Source organism: Flavobacterium endoglycinae (assembly GCF_017352115.1).
Taxonomy (GTDB): Bacteria; Bacteroidota; Bacteroidia; order Flavobacteriales; family Flavobacteriaceae; genus Flavobacterium; species Flavobacterium endoglycinae.
Window position 1 is genome coordinate 4469250 of the sequence record NZ_CP071448.1, and the last position, 21203, is coordinate 4490452.

General features: G+C 38.8%; 13 protein-coding genes. 7 read left to right on the forward strand and 6 right to left on the reverse strand.

Going from position 1 to position 21203, the window contains the following annotated elements; genetic code table 11:
- Position 1: 1 nt before the first annotated feature.
- From J0383_RS19640 to dinB, 3 genes are read right to left on the reverse strand one after another with little or no spacing between them, the layout of a single operon-like run.
- Positions 2–679: an alpha-ketoglutarate-dependent dioxygenase AlkB family protein gene (locus tag J0383_RS19640; protein WP_317196716.1), complete on the reverse strand. Its 678-nt coding sequence runs from the start codon at positions 677–679 to the stop codon at positions 2–4.
- A complete protein-coding gene (locus J0383_RS19645) occupies positions 676–3732 on the reverse strand; it encodes a DNA polymerase III subunit alpha (protein ID WP_207295655.1) in 3057 nt (1018 codons plus the stop codon). The genes J0383_RS19640 and J0383_RS19645 overlap by 4 nt, the downstream gene beginning before the upstream one ends.
- A gap of 4 nt (positions 3733–3736) precedes the next feature.
- The gene (gene dinB / locus J0383_RS19650; RefSeq protein ID WP_207298734.1) at positions 3737–4918 is read right to left on the reverse strand and encodes a DNA polymerase IV; all 1182 of its coding nucleotides are present in this window, start codon (positions 4916–4918) and stop codon (positions 3737–3739) included.
- A 428-nt stretch (positions 4919–5346) separates the two neighbouring features.
- On the opposite strand from dinB, the gene J0383_RS19655 reads away from it, so the two are divergent.
- A complete protein-coding gene (locus J0383_RS19655; protein ID WP_207295656.1) occupies positions 5347–5796 on the forward strand; it encodes a response regulator in 450 nt (149 codons plus the stop codon).
- A 484-nt stretch (positions 5797–6280) separates the two neighbouring features.
- Here J0383_RS19655 and J0383_RS23865 read toward each other — a convergent pair whose 3' ends face one another.
- The 3 genes from J0383_RS23865 to J0383_RS19665 form a co-directional block, all read right to left on the reverse strand.
- On the reverse strand, positions 6281–6364 hold the full coding sequence (locus J0383_RS23865; RefSeq protein WP_394369556.1) for a hypothetical protein: 84 nt from the start codon (positions 6362–6364) through the stop codon (positions 6281–6283).
- Positions 6365–6377: 13 nt separating this feature from the next.
- Complete coding sequence (locus tag J0383_RS23775; RefSeq protein ID WP_262898895.1) at positions 6378–6512, reverse strand: DUF6965 family protein; 135 nt, start codon at positions 6510–6512, stop codon at positions 6378–6380.
- 243 nt (positions 6513–6755) lie between these two features.
- Positions 6756–7337 (reverse strand): hypothetical protein, encoded by a 582-nt coding sequence (locus J0383_RS19665; protein WP_207295657.1) that lies wholly within the window; start codon positions 7335–7337, stop codon positions 6756–6758.
- A gap of 759 nt (positions 7338–8096) precedes the next feature.
- On the opposite strand from J0383_RS19665, the gene J0383_RS19670 reads away from it, so the two are divergent.
- The 6 genes from J0383_RS19670 to J0383_RS19695 all read left to right on the forward strand — a co-directional run bounded on the left by J0383_RS19670 (position 8097) and on the right by J0383_RS19695 (position 21190).
- Positions 8097–8888, forward strand: a complete 792-nt coding sequence (locus J0383_RS19670; protein ID WP_207295658.1) for a hypothetical protein — start codon at positions 8097–8099, stop codon at positions 8886–8888.
- Positions 8889–8895: 7 nt separating this feature from the next.
- The gene (locus J0383_RS23730) at positions 8896–9627 is read left to right on the forward strand and encodes a hypothetical protein (RefSeq protein ID WP_239023108.1); all 732 of its coding nucleotides are present in this window, start codon (positions 8896–8898) and stop codon (positions 9625–9627) included.
- A 235-nt stretch (positions 9628–9862) separates the two neighbouring features.
- Positions 9863–12640 (forward strand): RHS repeat domain-containing protein, encoded by a 2778-nt coding sequence (locus tag J0383_RS19680; RefSeq protein ID WP_207295659.1) that lies wholly within the window; start codon positions 9863–9865, stop codon positions 12638–12640.
- Between the two features lie 11 nt (positions 12641–12651).
- A complete protein-coding gene (locus J0383_RS19685; RefSeq protein ID WP_207295660.1) occupies positions 12652–16935 on the forward strand; it encodes a DUF6443 domain-containing protein in 4284 nt (1427 codons plus the stop codon).
- Positions 16936–16962: 27 nt separating this feature from the next.
- A complete protein-coding gene (locus J0383_RS19690; RefSeq protein ID WP_207295661.1) occupies positions 16963–17397 on the forward strand; it encodes a hypothetical protein in 435 nt (144 codons plus the stop codon).
- Between the two features lie 334 nt (positions 17398–17731).
- Positions 17732–21190, forward strand: coding sequence for a SpvB/TcaC N-terminal domain-containing protein (locus J0383_RS19695; protein WP_207295662.1), 3459 nt, complete (start codon positions 17732–17734; stop codon positions 21188–21190).
- Positions 21191–21203 lie beyond the last annotated feature (13 nt).

A 21203-nucleotide genomic window follows, 5' to 3' on the forward strand; every position in this document is an offset into this window, starting at 1 on the left:
TTTATGCTCCTTTTACCTGACGGAATGTAAGATTGATCCGTGGAAGCACGGCCCTTGCAGTCTTGGGCACCTGGTGTTCCCAAAAGGTATTGGTGCTTCCCGCCATCAGCAGGAAGGTCCCGTGATGCAGGGGAATCTCTATCGGCGCAATGTGTTTCAGGGTCTTATGGCGTAGACGGAACAGGCGGGTTTCCCCGAAGGTAACCGAAGCAATGTTCATGTTCTTATTGCTCGAAGAAGTTTTATCGCTGTGCCATCCTACGCCGTCGGTGCCGTCCCTATAGAGGTTCAGCAGCACGGCATTGAAATTTATCCGCGTCTCATCCTCCACACGCTCTCTGATCTGGAGCAGTTCCAATGGCCAGCGGGGATTGGATTTCAGCTCAGGCCTGCTGCTGTCGCCATACCAGGAGATCATGCGCGGAGCGGTAACCACCTTGTCATACATCGGCATTTCATATTCCCTCCACTGCGTGCCATGGTATAGCACATTGTAATAATGGTCGGACTCGGGTTTGCTGAAAAAATTATCAATCAGCAGCAGGTCGGCATCGGGGACGTCAAAAATTCTTCTGCCGCCGCTGCCCGATGAAAAAATTTCTGTGTCATCAAAAAGCATCATCTTCTTTTTTTTTAGTTCATACTCTGGCTGGGGCGTAAAGCCGAACCAGCCTGTCAATTACTCATTTTAAGCCTTGGAATATTGATTTCATGTTCCTGGGGATAGGGCGCTCGCTGGGTCATGCTCACATCTTCGCGTATTTTCTGCTGCGCCCTGTATTTCCAGTCGTTCTCATGTTCATAGCGCGGATCAGGTATAAAAGGCATTTTAGCCATCTTTGTGACGGTGATGGTCGGGAAATGGTAATCCACCTCTACACTGCCCAGCAGCAGGTAGCAGCCTCCTCCCTGAAAAGGGTATTTCGCGAGGCTGTCGGTAAAATGTGCCGTATCAAAAAGTTCGCCCTGGGCATCTATCCAGGTGCCGAAATACATAGCTCCCATTTTTGTGGGCACATGCTTTCGGGAGATCAGATAGGCCAGCATCCGGACCTGCTTCTTATGATGGCCCAAAAGGTCTTTTGCCATTACATTTCCCCTGAAAGGGGTCTGAAGCAGATCAAAAGGGGAGCAGGAGACAGGAAAGCCCAGAAGCTCGATCTCATCAAAGGCATCCTCAAAAGCAGAGCGTTCGAGCTCAGGCAGTACAAATTCCTTGACCGGCTCCTCGAGCAGCATGGGGGCACGGTTCTGTGGCCTGAAGTCCACCAGGATAAGGCGGGCGATGACCAGCAGCTGGTTTTTTGTTTTGCCGGTGAAATGGAATGCGCCGATGAAAATCAGGATCTGTATGTCCTCTATGCCAATGGGCACCCGGTTGATAAAATCCTCAAGCGACCTGTAAAGCCCGTTTTTTTCGCGTTCCTGCTGGATCAGAAGGGCTGTTTTGGATTCCAGTCCCTGCAGGTGCATGAAACCCAGATAGACATCAGAACCATAGAGCGTGGTTTCAAATTCGCTTTTATTCACGCAGGGGGTGTGCACTGCCGCGCCTGACATCCTCGCCTCGTGCACATAGACTTCAGTACGGTAGAAACCTCCCTGATTGTTTATAACGGCCACCATAAATTCAATGGGGTAGTGCACTTTAAGATAAAGGCTCTGGTAGCTTTCCACTGCATAGGAGGCTGAGTGCGCCTTACAGAACGAATAGCCTGCAAAGGACTCTATCTGGCGGTATATTTCCGTGCTCAGCGCCAAGGGGTGCCCCTGGGCGGCACAGGACGCAAAGAAGTTGTCTTTTACCTTCTGCAGTGCCGCCTTGGAACGCCCCTTTCCCGACATGGCACGGCGCAGGATATCGCCGTCTGCCGCTGAGAGCCCTCCATAGTGCTGGGCGATTTTGATCACATCCTCCTGATAGACCATAATGCCGTAGGTATCACCGAGCTGCTGCTCGAACACCGGATGGAAATATTCAAACCTGTCGGGATGATTATGCCTGAAGATGTACTCCTTCATCATTCCGGACTGTGCCACTCCGGGGCGTATGATGGAGGAAGCGGCCACGAGGGTCTTGTAATTGTCGCATTTCAGGCGGCGCAGCAGACCGCGCATGGCGGGGCTTTCGATATAAAAACATCCTATGGTTTTTCCCATCGAGAGAAAGCTGTTGCAGCTTTCCTGATCTTTTGAAATGGCGGTATCACGGATGTTGAGCCGTATGCCGCGGTTCTTCTCAATGAGCTTTACGCTGTCATCGATATGCCCGATCCCGCGCTGGCTCAGGATGTCGAATTTTTCAAGCCCGATATCTTCGGCCGTATGCATGTCGAAAAGTACTATGGGGAATCCCTTCGGGGGCATCTCCAGCACAGAATAGTTGGTGATCGGCTCCTCAGAAATCAGTATGCCGCAGGAGTGCATGCTTCTCTGGTTGGGATATTTCTCGAGCATCATCCCATACTGCTGCACTTCGCGGACCACTTCATTGGATGGGTGCAGGGCCATAGGGTTTTTCGCCAGCGCATCGAGCTCTTCTTTTGGAAGACCGAAGACCTTGCCGACCTCGCGGAAGATAGAGCGGTATTTAAATTCCACATTGGTGCCGCAGAATGCAACATGGTCACAGCCGTAGCGTGAAAAGATATATTCCAGGATCACGTCCCTTTCCTTCCAGCTCCAGTCGATATCAAAATCAGGAGGACTTTTGCGGTTGAGGTTCAAAAAACGCTCAAAGTAGAGATCCAGCTCCAAAGGGCAGATGTCGGTGATCCCAAGGCAGTAGGCAATGATGCTGTTGGCGCCGCTGCCGCGGCCAATATGCAGAAACCCATGGGAATTGCTGAACCGTATAATATCCCATGTAATTAGAAAGTAGCCGCTGAATCCCAGCTGGTCGATTACCTTGAGCTCCCGCAGCATTCTAGATTCTGCCTCTGTATTATGGTCCCCGTAGCGCCATTCCAGTCCCTGCCGGGCCAGTGTGGTGAGAAGCTGCAAGTCGTCCTTTCTGCTGCTGGTATAGAATTTCTTATTTTTCGGCGTTTTGAAATCGAATTCAAAACGGCACTCTGTAATGATCTTTTCTGTATTGGAGATGATCTGCGGATATCCGTCATAACATTTGAGGATCCTGTCCAGACCAACCATGACTTCTGTCTGCCTGCAGTAATCCGCCTCGGATAGGCGTGAAAAAACAACATTCAGGTCTATCGCCCGCAGGATCTTGTGCAGCCTGTATTCGGTTCTGGTGCGGAAGGTTACCGGCTGGAGCACCACCATTTTGTCTATTCTGTTCTTCCAGCCCGAGCTGGCCAGCACAGGGCGCTGTTCGGGGCGTATGCCTATAAATTCATGCTCTTTCAGAACAGCCGGCACATTTTCTAAAGGATAGATGACAAAGACATTTTCAAAATCGGGGGCAGCTGAAGGAAGTTCTGTTCCTTCAAAATTATGGCGGGTCAGAAAACGGTTCATTTCGGCAAGGCCTGCTGCATTTTTGGCCAGCCCGATATAACGAAGTTTGTGCCCTGAGCGGAATTCCATTCCTGCAATGGGCTTGATCCCCGCAGCCTGGCAGCCTTTTACAAAATCGTAAATCCCTGTCACGGTGTTGATATCCGTGAGTGCCATAGCGGTGAGACCCAAAGCGGCGGCTTTGGATATCAAGTCCTCAAGCGGTATGGTGCCATAACGCAGGGAGTGGAAAGAATGGCAGTTGAGATACATGTTTTTATTTTCTGCGTTTTAAAATTTCGTCCTTGCTGTTGGGTTTAAAAGAAGCGCCGGCGCATCGCATCACTGCGTCAAACCCGTAACGGTTTTTCATGCGGTCCATAGCCTGGTAGAGCGCAAGCATTTCTTCGGTGTCATTGAAAAGGTCGATCTGGCAGGTTCCCCGCACCAGTCCGCTGAAACGCACGCCGATCAGGCGAAGCCTCATTCTGCGCTGGTAGAGCTTTTCGAAAAGATCCGCTGCAGTTTTTGCCAGTATATGGTCAGCTGAGGTATACTGGACCCTGCACTGTTTGGTTTCCGTATCAAAATTAGCATACCGGATCTTGACGGTCACTGTAGAAGTGAGCCACTGTTCGCAGCGAAGCTGGTAGGAAAGTTTCTCGACCATGCCTTGGATAACCCTTCCAAGATTGTCGATGTCGATGGTATCCTGGGAAAAGGTATGTTCGGTGGAAATCGACTTTCTTTCGGTGTAAGGCTCTACCGGACTGGTGTCAATACCATTGGCTTTTTTCCAGAGTTCGATCCCGTTCTGGCCGATCATGCGCTGCAGCGCTTCGGCAGGCATTTCAGAGAGGGTTTTGATGGTGCGGATGCCGATGCGCGAGAGCAGCTGGAAGGTCTTATCGCCCACCATAGGTATTTTGCGGACCGAGAGCGGATTTAAAAAAGACTGCACCAGATGTTCGGGGATTTCAAGGTTATGCTTCTGTTTACCTTCCCCGGTGCCGATTTTAGACACCGTTTTGTTGACCGAAAGGGCAAAGGTGAGGGGAAGGCCTGTTTCCTTTGTGATGCGCTGTGCGAGTTCATTGGTCCATTTATAGCTTCCGTAGAACTTGTCCATCCCGGTAATGTCCAGGTAAAACTCGTCTATGGATGCTTTCTCCACTACAGGCGCCTTTTCCTGGATTATTTCGGTCACCTCATGTGAGAGCCTTGAATAGAGTTCCATATCTCCCTTCATGACTTTTGCCTGGGGACAGAGCCTGAGCGCCATCTGGATCGGCATGGCCGAGCGCACCCCGAAACGCCGCGCCTCATACGAGCAGGAGGCCACAACACCTCTTTCCCCTCCGCCGATAATAAGAGGTATGCCGTCAAGCCCAGAATTGGCAAGCCTTTCGCAGGATACGAAAAACGTGTTCATGTCGATGTGTACAATAGCCCGGTTCATAATCTTAATCATTTTATACACATCAAAATTAGTACAGATGATAACATTTTTAAAAAATAAAATGTTCTAAATAGTAACAAAAATTAAACCCCCTTATTTTAAAGGGGTCTAAAAAGCGGATTTTAGTGCCAATTATCCTTTATTCAGAAATTACAGCGGCATAAGACATCCCAAAAAAAAATAGAATCTTAGTGCTGATTCCTGTTTTTTATTGCAATTTTTTCAGCGGATTATGTTAACGGCTTTCAAATTTTTAGTTAATTCTATGTTTTACAGTGTTTTATTTAAAATGAATACGTATTTTTGTATTCCAGTAACCGCTCCACGAATATAATTCGATCGTTTATCGATTCACATAGGTTTATTTATGATAAACGTCTGATTATCCTTAGATTATTGTCTTCTGTTAGTGTTCTAAACTATACGTCATGACAGCACCTAAAAGCCCTCAGAAGTTTATATATATAGCAGATGATGATGAAGACGATCGAATGCTCTTCCTCGATGCCCTGATGGAATTGGACCATCCTGCTTCCGTTAAAGAGGCTCAGGACGGGCAGGAACTTATCAATGCCCTTTATGATTCCATAAAACAGCTTCCTGAAATTATTTTTCTGGATATCAATATGCCGGGTAAGAGCGGTTTTGACTGTCTAAAAGAAATACGCACCTCCCAGCAGGATTTCAAGCATATCAGAGTGGTTATGTTCTCTACCAGCAGGAACCAGGCCAATATCGATCTGTCCTACGAACTCGGCGCTGATTTTTATGCCGTAAAGCCCAGCAGCTTCCAAGGCCTGAAGGACATGCTTAAAAGAATATTTGAAATCGACTGGAACAGCGTTCCGAAAAACCAGCATGAATTTCTGCTCTGTTAGGCAGACCATAGTATTACACCTAACTTAATGCCTGTTTTTAAACTGCCGGAAATGGTTTGTTTCGGAGAGGATATGCAATTCATGGATGTCCGGTATTTATTAATATTTTTTGAATCAATTGAAGCAGAAACAAACAGCTGTTGAGCCTGCGTTCTTATCTGAATTCTTGATATTGAAACGCCATTGGGAGAGGTCTCAATAAAATTCAAATTATGATAAAGCGGAAGATTAAACTGTAAACGTTTTTTCCGCATGGCCTGTAATTTTGCCCTAGTTTAAAAATTAAAGAGTGTTTAAATGAAAACGAAAAAAAAGAAAAAAATAAATACAATAGAGAAGGCGCAGGATTCCATAAAAATAAAAAGCATGATCATCAATGCCATGGTTTTTTCAATACTTTCTTTTATAGCGGTCCTTCTTATCACTGAAATTGCCTAAACATTTTTGCGCTGCGGGCAGTGAAACAGCATCTATAAAAAGGATCTTATGCTTCCATTTTCTGTTCCTCTGGAGCGGTGCGCTTAACAAGCAGATAAAAATCCCTGAGATGCCACCAGGCAGGGCACATTTCCAAGGGACCGTTAAAGGTCCTGATCCCTGTATAGCAGCTTTTTAAAAAAAAGCTGGGAATCTGTAATTTTTGCCCATGGTTTCCACTCCACTTCCAAGGGCGGCGGCACAGCATCAAAATATCGTTTAATTTCTTCTGGATTCATAGGACAAAATTAACCAAATAATTTATGTCTGTCAAGAGCTAAAAGCTTATGAATACTGCAATACAGGCACTTTCTGGGCTGTGGTTTCTTCACTTGGCTGAGTGTCATTGAATTGACGCTTCAGCTAATATAAAATCTTTTAAATGGCTTATTAACGGTACAGATTACAGGGGGTAAATCAGATTAAGCGTGGATATGTACAGATTTGATAAGAAAGTTCGCGGAATCAGATAAACAGGGTGTTCAGGATTTCCGGTTTATGATCTGCGTAATGATCTGCCGGATCTGGTCATAATAGCTTTTATAAACCTGCATTTTTTTAGAAACATCATTATGTTCGTTCGAATAGGCTTCATAAAGATCAGGATAATTATTGATATGTTCAAATAAGTCTGTAAAATCCTGATGTGTATGGTTAATAATTTTTTGTATGATTATTTCAAGTTCATCACAATTTTCAATGTAAAGGCTCAGCTGGTAAATGTTTTTACAATAGTCCCCGATAAGTAAACTGTATCGGGCATGCAGGGAATTACTGACTTTAATTTCCTCATGATATCTTTCCAGACTAGATTCTTGGTCTTTAACTTTAGGCTCAATATTTGACAGCTGGTAATAATATTCCATTGTTATTCCTGATTTTATATACCCTGTCTGATTTAATAAAAGCATATATGCCAGTCTGCGTTCTTCAGCTATCAGATCGAATTTTAATTTTTTTAAATCGCTCTTGTCTTTCAGCCGATTTGAAACAAACTGCGACAGAATTACAGCCCCGGCACCGGTACAGGTGGAAATGAAAGATAGTATTAAAGCTCCCGTCATAGCGTATCGTTTGTCGTTTTTTTACTGAATTTTGATTTATATGTTTATGTTATCAGCTTTAAAATGTCTACTTATTATTTTGATTATATTTTTATAAAAGTATAAAAAGTGCTGAATTTATTTTCATCCCGACCCTTTAAAACTTATTAAATTAAGTCTAATTCTAAGTTCTGCTCCCGATAACGCTCTTTTAGAATTACAGCAAATACAGCATATGCAAATTTGAGCGGCTCAGCAACAAGAAATGAATCTCCAGAAATAAAAAATACAAAATGAGGAATCCCGTAAAAAAGTGATAAAAATCTTTCGTTTATTTACCATTTAAATTATGTAATCGATTACGTCAGGCTGCTGGGAAATTATTAACCCGAGTGATAAATGTTTTTACATAACTAGATTATCATTGATGAAGCAGAGCCAAAAGATTAAGCCACATTACTTCAAGAAATAGAGGAACTACTTTTACTATGATTTAAAAAAAAGAAGTAGAATCATAAAAAAAACATTCAGCAATGAAAAAAAATAAATAGATAGCATTTCTCTTACTATTCTGGCAGAAATGAATATGCTTTTGTTAAAAAAGGCAGAGGAACTCACACTTTATCTGATCCAGCAGGAGGAAGTGAACCAAGTACAGACTAACGAAATTACTACCCTGAAAAACGAGAATGCAGCTCTGAAATTAATGCAGCAGAGAATAGCAGACTTAGAAAATCAGTTAAAAAAATAATCGTTTCACACTAAATATTTACAGCTAAAATGAATCAGATACTACTTTATGCATTCCTTTTTTTTTCTAATGTCATCTGTTATTCGCAGGATCTGTTCAGCGGCGGATCCAATAGCTGGATATTCCATACACCTGATGATGGAAGAACCACCCTGCATATTGCGCCTCTAATTGACAATGTTTACAACTTTGGTTATCAGACCATGTTTGATAATACTGGAAATGTCGTGTTCAGCGGCAGTATAGGTATTGGCAGCACTCAGCTGACTTCCCAGCTCTCAATTGGAATTAATCATGGGATTAAACTCTCGGTCGGGAATTCTGGATGGGCCAATCCAAATATAATAGTCACAGGTTATAATTATGATGTTGGGGATTATACGGACATCAAAGTTGCCGGTCATGCTGTAAATAATGCAAATATAAGAATCACGCAGTACGGTAATGTTGGAATTGGTACAATTACCCCGGCTAACAAACTAGATGTAAACGGAACGATTCACTCCAAGGAAGTGAAAGTAGACATGAACGGCTGGTCTGACTTTGTATTTAAAAAAGAATATAATCTGCCGACACTTGATCAGATTGAAAGGCATATAGCTGAAAAAGGCCATCTTGAAAATATTCCAAGTGAAGAAGAAGTTTTAAAAAACGGAATTAATGTGGGAGAAATGAATGCGAAACTGCTGCAGAAAATAGAGGAGCTGACTCTGTATATGATTGAAATGAAAAAAGAGAATGAGCAGATGAAGAAAGAAAATAAAAGGATAACAGACAAACAGACAGATTTGGAAAAACAAATTAAACACCTTACAAAATAAATATAATATGAGGAAATACTATTTACTGCTGGTGCTTTTGGCAGTACAATTAAATTTTGCGCAGAACACATTTCCCGGGACAGGGAATGTTGGTATTGGAACTTTAAGCCCCGTGAGCAGTCTCGATGTTAATGGAAACATCCAGATATCTAATTCTGTAATTCCAATGGGACTGATGACCGAATTGGGAGGTACAGCAACTCCTTTACTGAATATGAGTTTAAATTTCAGGGAGTACAATAAGAACAACATTTATATTGGAGGGGGCTTCAGGATTGATTCACGGGAAGACATGCCGCTTTTCCAATGGTTAAGAAGAAGGCCTAATATGGATAGTGAGGATGTATTTATGTCCATTGAAAAAGACGGAAATGTGGGTATCGGTGTCCTGCATTCAAACAATAAACTTGATGTGAACGGTACCATACATTCCAAAGAAGTAAAAGTAGATATGACAGGATGGTCTGATTTTGTTTTCAAAAAGGATTATAAGCTCCCGACACTTGAACAGGTTGAAAAACATATTGTGGAAAATGGGCATTTAGAGAATATCCCCAATACAGCGGAGGTGTTGGAAAACGGGATTAATCTAGGAGAAATGAATACGAAACTGCTGCAGAAAATTGAGGAGCTGACTCTTTATATTATTCAACAGAATAAAAAAATCAATGCGCTGGGGACCGAAAATAATCTTTTATCGGAAAGGCTTTCTAAAGTCGAGCTGCAGTTAAATAAATAATGTACGGGTTTTAATGTTATTGCATTATCAAGTATGAAGTGAAAACATGCAGATTTTAGTTGATGTAATGCCGCCCTATGCATAATCGTAAAATACGGGATATTTAAATTGAAAAATTTATTACACTTATCTTTTGCATATGCTTATAACTTTTAATACTTGTATCTGCGGATACAATCTTTGATTCATACGATTCTTTAACCAATAATTCTTCCTTATTAATACAAATATTTATATGAAATTTATTACCTACTGCTGGTGCTTGACGGGTTTAATTATCAATGCGCAAAATACTAACATTTTCCCCGCGAGCCCTAATGCTTCTGCACTAATGGAATATGTAAATCTACCGGTCAGTCTCGATACAGGAGTGCCTACAATCAATTATACTCTTCTGTCAATTAAGAATAATGATATTGAGGTCCCTGTAACAGTATCTTATCATGCAGCAGGCATAAAAGTCAATGAAGTGCCCAGCTGGCTGGGAACAGGCTGGACTTTAAATGCAGGTGGCAGCATTTCACGTGTTATTGCAGGGCTGGCTGACGATAGTGATAACGGTTTTATAGGGGTAAATCAAAAAGGCAGACTCGTAAACCAAGCCTGGGATGCAGTTTATATAAGGAGTGCCAATAATAAAGTTTTAGATACTGAGCCGGATATTTTCTACTTTAATTTTTTAGACTTTCAGGGTAAATTTGTATTTAATGCCGATGGTGACATAGTGCTGCTGCCTCATCAGGAATTAAAAATTTTGCCTCCTTTTGGTCCTAAAAAAATAGATAATTACTGGACAATAATTGATGGCGAAGGAAACAAATATAAATTTGGAACCACTGCAGGTTCGATTGAAAAAATCGGGACTACTACTACATTTAATACAGGAGGAAATATAGATACTGTAACTTCTGCGCCTAGAATATCTTCATGGTATCTCTGTGAAATAGAAAGCGCAGCAGGAGATAAGATTACTTTTGAATATAAAAATGGCAGTTCTTATTCATTCGAGAGTAAATCAGAATCAAGGACAATGAAGTATTTTCCGGGAACTCCCATTATAAATTCTGTCCAATTTATAACCCAGACCAATACGGTTACCAATCCGGTATATCTGGATAAAATACTTTCTGCAAATGGATCTGTAAAATTTAATTCACTGTCGCTCCGTGAGGATCTGCTTAACAGTTACAAGATTGATAATATCCAGTTAGTAAATAAAAACGGTGCTGTTGTGAGAAAAATCAATTTTAACCATAGCTACTTTTTGTCTTCAGGATGTACTCTGCCAGAATGTAAACGTCTAAAATTAGACGGGATTTCCCAGGAATCATCCCAGATAACTCAGCAGCTTTATCAGTTCCAGTATAATCAAGATGTGCTGCTGCCGAGCAGAATGTCGCCGCAGATTGATCATTGGGGGTATTACAATCAAAATGGTGAAACTATTTTTAATACTGGAAACACAACTAACAGGGCTCCAAATTTTCTTGGAACCAAAGCCAATATACTCCAGAAAATAATCTATCCTACCGGAGGAAGTGTTTCTTTTGATTTTGAATTGAATGATTTTGATGCTGCGGGGACAAACTCACCAACGGGCGGGCTGAGAATCAGCAGTATTACTGAAAATTTTAAGTATGGCACTCCATTATCCAGACAGTACATCTATAGAAAAGGAAATTCATCAGCCAGCAGCGGCACGAGTTATACAAATCCAAAATATACTTCAGAAGGGGTAGTCATCAGTGATGACGCAACCCATAACTGGAGTCTTTACAAGATGTCATCACATTCCTTACGACAGCTCTTTGATCTTAATGGTTCAAATGTAAAATACGGTGAAGTAAAAGTAAGATATCCAGATAACAGTTCTGAAAGTAATTTTTTTACCAGCTTTTCAACTAATCCCGATATACGAAACCAGGCTGATTACAGGCGTTACAGAACAGACATTAATAATCTGTATAGTGTTCTGAATATTGATCCCTTTGAAGAACCTTTTTCACCTCCTTCAGTAAATAATTTTAACGAAAGAGGCTTTCTAACCAAGAAAATTTATAAAAATAGTCTCGATAATATTGTGTATACACTTGAGAATACATACAAAAAAATAAATCCGGCCAATCAATATGTGTCTTATGGATTTTCCATTTCACAATTTGCTTCGAACAGCAGCGGTACTGAACAGGTCTTTAATATTGGGAAATATGCTTTAAAAAATGATATTTATGTACTCGATAAAACAAAAGAAGTGAAATATGATCTCAATAATTTAACAGCTGGTACTGAAATCACTACAGAATACAGCTACTCAACAGAGTTCCCAACTTTAAAAACAGCGGAAGTGATGACTAATAGTGATGGTAAAAAGCATAAAAATGTATACCAATATTCTTTTGACTTATTAACTGAAAACGGTATGGCTGTATTAAAGCAGAAAAATAATATAATACATCCTGTAACGGAAAGCAGACTGGTAGACGAAACAGAGATTTATACTAAAAAAGTTTACTTCGATACTGGCGCAGGTTATATAAACAATGGAGGAATGCCTCTAATTAAAGAAGTAAAAGAGAATAAAGCCGGAGATAAAAATAATAACTTTATTTTTGAAAAGTACGACGCTGTAGGCCGTCTGCTGCAGTTTAAGCAGGCAGACAATGTATCGGTATCTGTTATCTGGGGATATAACAATGAATATCCAATTGCAAAACTCGAGAATATTGCCTACGATGAAATTCCGGCTGATCTTATTTTACTGCTCAAGACAAAATCGAATGGTTTTATTCAAAGTGAATTAATGGATGCCTTTGTAAGTTTGAGAAACAGCAGTGCTCTGAATAAAGGGCAGATAACCACTTATACGTATGCTCCTCTGATAGGTGTCACTTCAATAACAGATCCAAAAAGCTATACTACATATTATGAGTACGATGAGTTTAACCGCTTAAAGAATTCTAAAGATGCGGCAGGCAATATCATTACAGAGACGAAATACAATTACAAACAATAAATTTTTGAGATATGAAAAAATATTTACTAATGCTGTTTTTATCTTATGTTTATTGTTTTGGTTCTGAATCCCATAGTACAAATTCAACCCATGCCAATGCGCGTAATATACCGGGGCAGTATCCGGATTATTACCAAGAGATACCGTCCCGTAATTTAGTAGCCAGTAACGACCCCGGAGACAGTGCTTATGGCTATATCGAAATTTCGAATAATTATTTAACGGTTAATTTTGAATCAGTCTGGAGCTCAAAACAATCGTATGTTACAGGTATTGTGGCATCAATTAATACTGCGCTGCCTGACATTTTTTTAGGTCCTATCTACAGCGGCGGGCAGGAAACAGGATTCTATGCTAAAATCCAAGAAAATAATTTAGTGGTATATTCACTTACTCCGAATTATTCTTATTTCAATAGATTTAACCTTGGGTTCAGCATAGATCTAAATTGCATGAAAAACTGGTATTTTGATGGTGACGGCGACGGATTTGGCAGCCCGGCTTCAAATCCTGTAACGGACTGTTATCAGCCATATTCTAATTTTGTAGCCAATAATCTGGATTGCGATGACCAAAATGCAGCTGTAAAAGGCGCAAAAAGCTGGTATCTGGATGCAGATAATGACGGGTACGGTGATCCTGCCCAGGGACCTGTGGTTCAGTGTGATAAACCTGCAGATAATTATGTGGACAATAATCTGGATCTGTGTCCTTTTGAATATGGACTTTCAGCAGATGGATGTCCAAATGGGACATTTTACATAAATGAAAATTACACACGCACCATTTCTCCGGCGATACCTGTCTCTACACTTGCGGGGCTTGCCGCTGGTAATAAAGTGGATGAGATAATATACTATGATGGTCTGGGAAGACAGATGCAGAAAATAAATGTTGGGGCCGGGGGTAATGGAGAAGATATAGTAACTCCGTTTGAATATGACCTGTATGGAAAACAGACTAAGGAGTATCTTGCGTATGGCAAGACCACAAACGGAGGGATTTACATGACGAATGCCCTTGAGAGCGTTCAGGCATTTTATAATACTGCCAAGTATGATAACGCCACGAATCCTTACAATGAAAAGCAGTTTGAAATTTCGCCATTAAACAGGGTGTTTAAACAAGCATCAGCCGGAGATCCATGGAAGTTAGGCTCTGGACATGAAATCAAATTTGACTACCAGACTAATAGTGCCTCAGAAGTTAAACTATTTTATGCGGTTTCTTCATGGAATGCCGGGCAGAACATTTATGATATTTCGTTATCCCTATCACCAAATGAGTATTACGCTGCAGGAGATTTATATAAAACAGTTACCAAAAATGAAAACTGGACTGCTGGTAAAAATAATACAACAGAAGAATTTAAAGATAAAAAGGGACGGGTGGTGCTGAAAAGGACTTATTCTGATTATAAGGATGCCGGCGGTACTATTATTTCTTCACAAAGGGTTCATGACACTTATTATGTATATGATATTTATGGGAATCTATCTTATGTAATACCCCCAAAGGCAGTAGATCTGCTGGGCAGCGGTACTTTTCTGGAAGCAGATATAACTTCTATGGCAGCCGTTGCTGCGGCAGATCCATTACATCTCAAAGCGGGCAGATCAATTACCTTGAAGGCAGATCCAAATGATCCATCTAAAGGATTTCATGCGCCGGCGGGCACCACTTTTTCAGCAGTGATTGATAACAGCACCCAGACTGTTTTAGATAATCTGTGTTACCAGTACAAACATGACTCGCGTAACCGTATAGTAGAAAAGAAGATGCCCGGAAAGCAGTGGGAGTTTATTATTTATGACAAACTTGATCGTGTGATCTTAACACAGGATGGTAATTTAAGAATTCAGAATAAATGGCTTTTTACAAAATATGATGCTTTTGAACGTATCGTGTATACAGGTGAATATACCAATTTAATCAGCAGAACTGCTTTACAGCTGCAGGCAGACAATAGTTCTGTTATATATGAAACCAGGTCGCCGAGCAATACTGTAAATAATACAATTCTATATTACAGTAACATTGCTTTTCCAAGTAACGGTATCGATCTGATGACTATAAACTACTATGATGACTATAATTTTGACATTGATGGCGGCACTGCAGAAAATGTAGGTATTGTAACGCCAAGCACTCTGGTAAAATCCTTAAATACAGGAAGTAAAATACGTGTTTTGGGGAAACCGGACTGGACTACCAATGTGCTCTATTATGATAATAAAGGAAGGGTTATTTATACTTATAGTAAGAACAATTTCCTCGGTATAGTAAATAAAGTTAAGAGCGATCTCGATTTTGTAGGGAGACCAACCCAGACCCTAACTGAGCATACTAAAGGGGGAACGACAATTACTATTGCCGATGTATTTACATATGACCCGGCTGGAAGACTTAAAAAACAAAGCCAGTCGGTAAACGGCGCGGCTGCGGAAATTATCTGTGAAAATTTTTATGATAATACAGGGCAGTTAGTTACTAAATCAGTCGGAGGAAAAAATAATCAGACACGATACCAGGATATTGACTATTCTTACAATATACGCGGATGGCTGAAAGGCATAAATGATTCTGATACAGGCAATAGTGACATCATATTTGGAACAGCAGATCTGTTTGGCTTTAAGATTAATTACAATAATCCAACTGACGTTACAAAAGCGCTTTATAATGGGAATATAAGCCAGACATTCTGGAAAGTGCAGAGTCAGAATATGGGTCTTAAAAACTATACTTACACCTATGATGCCCTAAATAGATTAACAAATGCTGTATCACAGGACAGCGGCCGGTACAACGAAAGTTTAACGTACGATGTCAACGGGAATATAATGAGTCTGGTTCGAAACGGTTATAAGGATGCTGATGCATTGCAGGGGGGAGTTATGGATAATCTAACATACAGTTATGATAACGGCAATAGACTGCTCAGTGTAAGTGATAGTTCCGGAAGTACTGAAGGTTTTAAAAACGGTATAAACAGCGGAGATGATTATACTTATGACACCAATGGAAATATAAAAACCGATGCCAATAAGGGTATTACAGCTTTTACTTATAATCATTTAAATCTTCCTGTGGACATTACTTTTTCTCAAGGAAGTATCCATTACGACTATGATGCTTTGGGAACAAAATTGAAAAAAACAGTCAATGACAACGGGATTATCACCGCAAAGGAATATGTTTTCGGTTTTCAATACGAAAAGAGGGGTAACGGAGTAAATGAATTAAAATTTTTTCCGCATAAAGAAGGTTATGTAAAGAATACGAATGGAAATTATAGTTATATTTATCAGTATAAAGATCATCTGGGTAATGTACGTCTGAGTTATGAAAATATCAGTCAGACACTTACGCCTTCACTGCATATAGTGGAAGAAAATAACTATTATCCTTTTGGTTTGAAACAAAAAATACAGGGAGAAGTAATCAACCAGACTGTTTATAAGTATAAATATAATGGAAAGGAGCTGCAGGATGAATTATATCTAAATGTTTATGATTATGGTGCGAGGAATTATGACCCTGCAATTGGACGATGGCTGAATATTGACCCGCTATCCGAGAAAATGCGAAGACACAGTCCTTATAATTATGCATTTGATAACCCTGTCCGGTATAATGATCCGGATGGAATGGAACCTAAAGATGATTACAGGCTTTTAAAAAATGGGAAGCTAGAATTAATAAAACCAACTGGAGATAATTTTGATAGAGTTTATAATCTAGATAAAAGCAAAAATATAAAGGTTGATAAAGGAGTAATTAATAAAAAATTAATAAGTTCAAATGTTTCAATTTTCATTTCTACCAATCCTGAGAAAGCAGAAAACGCATACAAATTCTTTGCAATGAACTCGGATGTAGAATGGCAGTTTAATATTTTTAAGGGTAAAAGTACTGTTGCTACAATAGCTAGTTCTCATACGGAGGGAACGGTAGAAAATAGAGCTGATCTAACTTATAGAGTTTTAAAAAATCCCAATATGAGATTATTATATAACTCTCATTCGCATCCTGGAGAATATAATTTTGATACTACGTGGCCGGCCTATCCTTCCGGATATACTAGTGATTTAAAGTACAGTCCAGAGTCAGGAGATGTAGATCATTTTTTTATTTCTAAAAATCCGTTTTATAAAGATAGAGTTCCTTCAACATTCAATATTTTTGTGCCTAAAAGACCAGACATAGAGTTGAATTTTAATGATAATGCTGTATATAGGACAATTCCTGATGTTAAACCAAGCTCTATGCAAAATGTACCTTTTAAAGGTTGATTTAAATAAACTCTAATTTTTAATAACATGAAAAATATAATTGCTTTATCTTTTATGATTTTAATATTAATTTGTTCTTGTAATAAAGTAAATAACGATTATAATATCAGCATAAAAAATACAGATCTAAAAAATAAAATTTTACAGTTTAATGAAGATGCAAAACATTACACACGAAAAAATACTAGTAATACAGTTTCTGTAGCCTTTTGGAGAGATAATGATGAAATTCGTATAGGTTTGTATTCTTCAAAAAAGCTAAAAGATCAGGATTATTTAGGAAAAACCAATTTAAATAAAATAGTTGTCTATTTTTATTCTAATGATGAATCTACTTATAAAGATATAATTGATATTGAATTTAGTGCAAAACAAATTAAAAACACGAAAGATCTTTCAGATGTGTATACTTGTTTTTATGTATTAAAGAATGGAAAGTTAGAGCTGATATCTAATAAATAATTTACCGGTAGTGTTTCAAAGTTGGTGATATGAGTCCGAAAACCATTCATCTATAAATGGTTTTTCTTTTCAGTTTTTTCAGAATTTAAAAAGAAAGCTGTATTCTAAATGTGATTAATATTACAAAATGCATGTTATTATTTTTGTTCAGCAAATGTTAATATTTAATGATGTAAACTAAAATTATTTTGCAATATTTGCTCCGCCAAAAACAAATATCTTAATAATTTAACAGCATAATTTTTATGTAAGTCTTCTCGTATTCTTTTAGTTACAAATCCTTTGTAAGGAACAGCCAAAAACCAATTCATATCACATAACCTAAATTTTTATTTTGAAAAAAACTATTCTCGCCCTTACATGGGCTGTGCTTCTTTGTATCATTACCGCAGTAAAAGCGCAGGATGCGGGTAATGACCCTAGTAAATTTTTACCAAACATCACTCCACCTTCTCCGGAAGCTTTTAAATTTTCAATGTACGGAAACACACCAATTGGTATGTTTACAGGTACTCCAAATATCAGTCTGCCATTATTTACCTATAAAACAACAAATCTGAGCGTTGCTTACAGCTTAAGTTATGCTTCAAGCGGATTAAAAGTAGATGAAATAAATACGAAAACAGGGTTAGGCTGGAATCTTATAGGCGGTGGTGTTATTACGCGTATTGTCCGTAATCTGGAAGATGATTATTTTGATGATTTTGCAATGAAACATCTTGATATAACAACGGTATCGGAAAATGAAATGAAAAATATGTACTTCTATCTTTTTGGAGAGAATCAGGGAAAAGACAGCCAGCGGGATATCTTTATTTTTAATTTTCCGGGAGGCTCTGGGAAATTTTATTTTGATGACAATAATAAAGTTATTTTTCTTGAAAAAACTGATTTAAGAGTTGAATTAATTCCTACTGCAGGAGGAGAGATTTATACTTTTGTAATTACAGCTGCAGACGGAGTTAAATATTATTTTCAGGAAACGGAGCAGACAATGCTGAATACTTATGGAGCCGGCCACAGTGATCCTTCTGTAAAAACAACTGCCTGGTATATGAATAAAATAATACATCCTAAAGGAGATGAAATTTATTTTACCTATAACAATATTACAGAAAATTACACACAGGCAGAAAGCCAGCAGGCTTCAAAGGCTTATCCAATCTGGCAGACCTGTGCATCTGGACAAGGCTATACCAAAGGAATTACTTTTGGACCGGTCTATTCGCATAATGCTAGAATTATTGGAAAAACAATAAGCGGCATAAGCAGCAATAACCCTGCTTCAGGAAGTGCCAGTTTTACTTATGAGGATAAAATACCAGCAGGTACTGATCCTGCTGATGTTATTAAAACTATTACATTAAAAAATAAAGCTCTGGCAGTAATTGAAAAAATTGATTTTGATTATTTAGTTACTACAAACAAGAGGATTTTTTTAAACGGTTTTAATTTTATTGAACCTGCCAATAAATATTCTTTTACATATATAAACCCGGCAGAGTTTCCTGTACGATTATCTAAAAGCCAGGACCACTGGGGGTATTTTAATGGTGCAAACAATATTTTACTGCTTCCTAGAATAGAAGGATCAGGCTTCGAAAACTTTGCTTTTAACGACGCTGATAGAGAAATTAATGAAGCTAAAGTGCAGACAGGTCTTTTAAATAAAATAGTATATCCAACAAAAGGTTATACTGAATTAGAGTATGCTTCAAATGACTACTATGGAACTAAAAAAGTTATGCCGGCAGCTGTAAATCCGGTAATGACATTAGAGAATAATATAGAGCAGAGACATACGACGGCAATAGTTAATTTTAAAGCAGATTTCTCTTATACGGCGAAATTTACAGGAGAAACTTATTTTGCTAACTGTGATCCTTCCAATGATACCGGAGGAAATCATCATAAAGGTACAGTGGCCGTTTTTTGTATTGAAGATAATGTGTATGTCCCTATTTATGAGTACAGTTCTGCCTATTCTCAGCAGGTTACTCCCGGGGTTACCTCATTAGTTTTAAATAATGATCCTACAATACCGTATTATTTTAACGTTGTGCAAAATAAAAATTATAGAGTCACTTTAACCAACGATTACAATTGTATACACAGCAGGGTAAATCTACAATATTACACAGGCACACCCCAGATTGTAAATGCAAATTTATTAACCGGAGGATGCAGAGTAAAATCAACTAAGGACTACTCTTTAAATAATCCAGTCCCAGTTACTAAAAAATATTATTATGCAAAATTTGATAACCTGAATATGTCTTCAGGAGATAATTTTCAGGTTCCTTATTATATAAACTATAGTGATCATGTAAGTTCAGCAGGTGTTAATAATAACAGCTGCATAGTTACGGATGCTGTTTTAAACTCAAGCAGTGTTTCCTCTTTATTTGAAATGGGATCTAATGTCTATTATAAATATGTTACTGTGAGTAATGGGGATGCTTTTGATAATGGCTTTGAAGAAAATGAATTTATGATAAATAAAGATTATCGTGAACAGATTTATTTAGGAGACAGGGAGTTTAGAAATGTTCCATGGAGTAATTTAGGGTGGAACAACGGAAAATTATTAAAAACAAAAGTTTTTGAAAAACAAGGCAGTTTTTATATTCTTAGAAAAGAAACTATAAATACATACCTAAAAGACACTAATAACCCGGCATTAATCAATTTTGCAATTTATAATCCTGCTCCAGGAGTGTTTATTAATAATGTTGGAAATGATCAATGCAATTGTTCAGCAAATAATATATCAAAATCATATCCGGTTAAATATTGTTCAGTACCGCATTTTCATCAAAAAGATGTTAATGGCAATTGCACAGCAAGCGGGGCGAATAATGTTTCCTACAATATTCCAAATCCATGTTTCGGAAAAACAGCGGGAACAACAATAGGTATTCCAACAATAGCCCATCTGGATATTATGCCTTATAAGTATATCTCTTATTTTGTTTATTTATCAAATACTACAACAAATGAATATGATAAAAACGGTGCAAATCCTTTTTCTACTGCAGTAAATTATAACTACGCCGGGACAAACCACTTTCAGTTAACATCCCAGTCGAGTACTAATTCAACCACGGGTTCAGCAGGAGAAATTACAGAAACTAAATACCTTTATGCGCCGGATGCACAATTGGCCAATCTTCCCTTTATTACCAGTCTGAAAGCTGCCAACATGGTAGGAATTCCTCTTAATACCCAAATTTATAAAGGAGCTACAAAAATTTCAGAGCAGACTACTATTTATGAAATGAGCGGCTCCACATATAATTTATTACTTCCTAAAAACATTTATGCCGCTAAGTTTCCGAATGTTTTGACCAATATTACGACTCCGCCAGTAGGTCAGTTAGAAAAGAAAATAACGTTTGACCAATATGATGCTAAGGGTAATATCATACAATATACTCAGGAAAACGGAATAAGCGTAAGTTTTATCTGGGGGTATGATAAAACACTGCCAATTGCAAAAATTGAAAATGCGACTCTGGCACAAATTGCTTCAGCCTTAGGAATTACGACTGGAACTTTAGATACGTATTCTGAAGCTAATATGACGGCGTTAAATGGTTTAAGGAGCAATGCTTCACTTGTAAATTGTATAATAACGACTTTTACACACTTACCATTAATAGGAATTAGTACCCTAACAGATTCCAAAGGAGATGTGATGACCTACAGTTATGATGCTTATAACAGATTGCAGACTGTAAAAGACAGAAATGGAAACATTTTGTCTGAAAACCAATACCACTACAAAAACTAACACCTTAAAGCAA

Excerpts from the sequence above, each read along its gene's own strand:
- J0383_RS19645 (WP_207295655.1), bottom strand. The coding sequence starts at position 3,732 with ATGTATCTCAACTGCCATTCTTTCCACTCCCTGCGTTATGGCACCATA.
- dinB (WP_207298734.1), bottom strand. The coding sequence starts at position 4,918 with ATGAACCGGGCTATTGTACACATCGACATGAACACGTTTTTCGTATCC.
- J0383_RS19655 (WP_207295656.1), top strand. The coding sequence starts at position 5,347 with ATGACAGCACCTAAAAGCCCTCAGAAGTTTATATATATAGCAGATGAT.
- J0383_RS23865 (WP_394369556.1), bottom strand. The coding sequence starts at position 6,364 with ATGTGCCCTGCCTGGTGGCATCTCAGGGATTTTTATCTGCTTGTTAAG.
- J0383_RS23775 (WP_262898895.1), bottom strand. The coding sequence starts at position 6,512 with ATGAATCCAGAAGAAATTAAACGATATTTTGATGCTGTGCCGCCGCCC.
- J0383_RS19665 (WP_207295657.1), bottom strand. The coding sequence starts at position 7,337 with ATGACGGGAGCTTTAATACTATCTTTCATTTCCACCTGTACCGGTGCC.
- J0383_RS19670 (WP_207295658.1), top strand. The coding sequence starts at position 8,097 with ATGAATCAGATACTACTTTATGCATTCCTTTTTTTTTCTAATGTCATC.
- J0383_RS23730 (WP_239023108.1), top strand. The coding sequence starts at position 8,896 with ATGAGGAAATACTATTTACTGCTGGTGCTTTTGGCAGTACAATTAAAT.
- J0383_RS19680 (WP_207295659.1), top strand. The coding sequence starts at position 9,863 with ATGAAATTTATTACCTACTGCTGGTGCTTGACGGGTTTAATTATCAAT.
- J0383_RS19685 (WP_207295660.1), top strand. The coding sequence starts at position 12,652 with ATGAAAAAATATTTACTAATGCTGTTTTTATCTTATGTTTATTGTTTT.
- J0383_RS19690 (WP_207295661.1), top strand. The coding sequence starts at position 16,963 with ATGAAAAATATAATTGCTTTATCTTTTATGATTTTAATATTAATTTGT.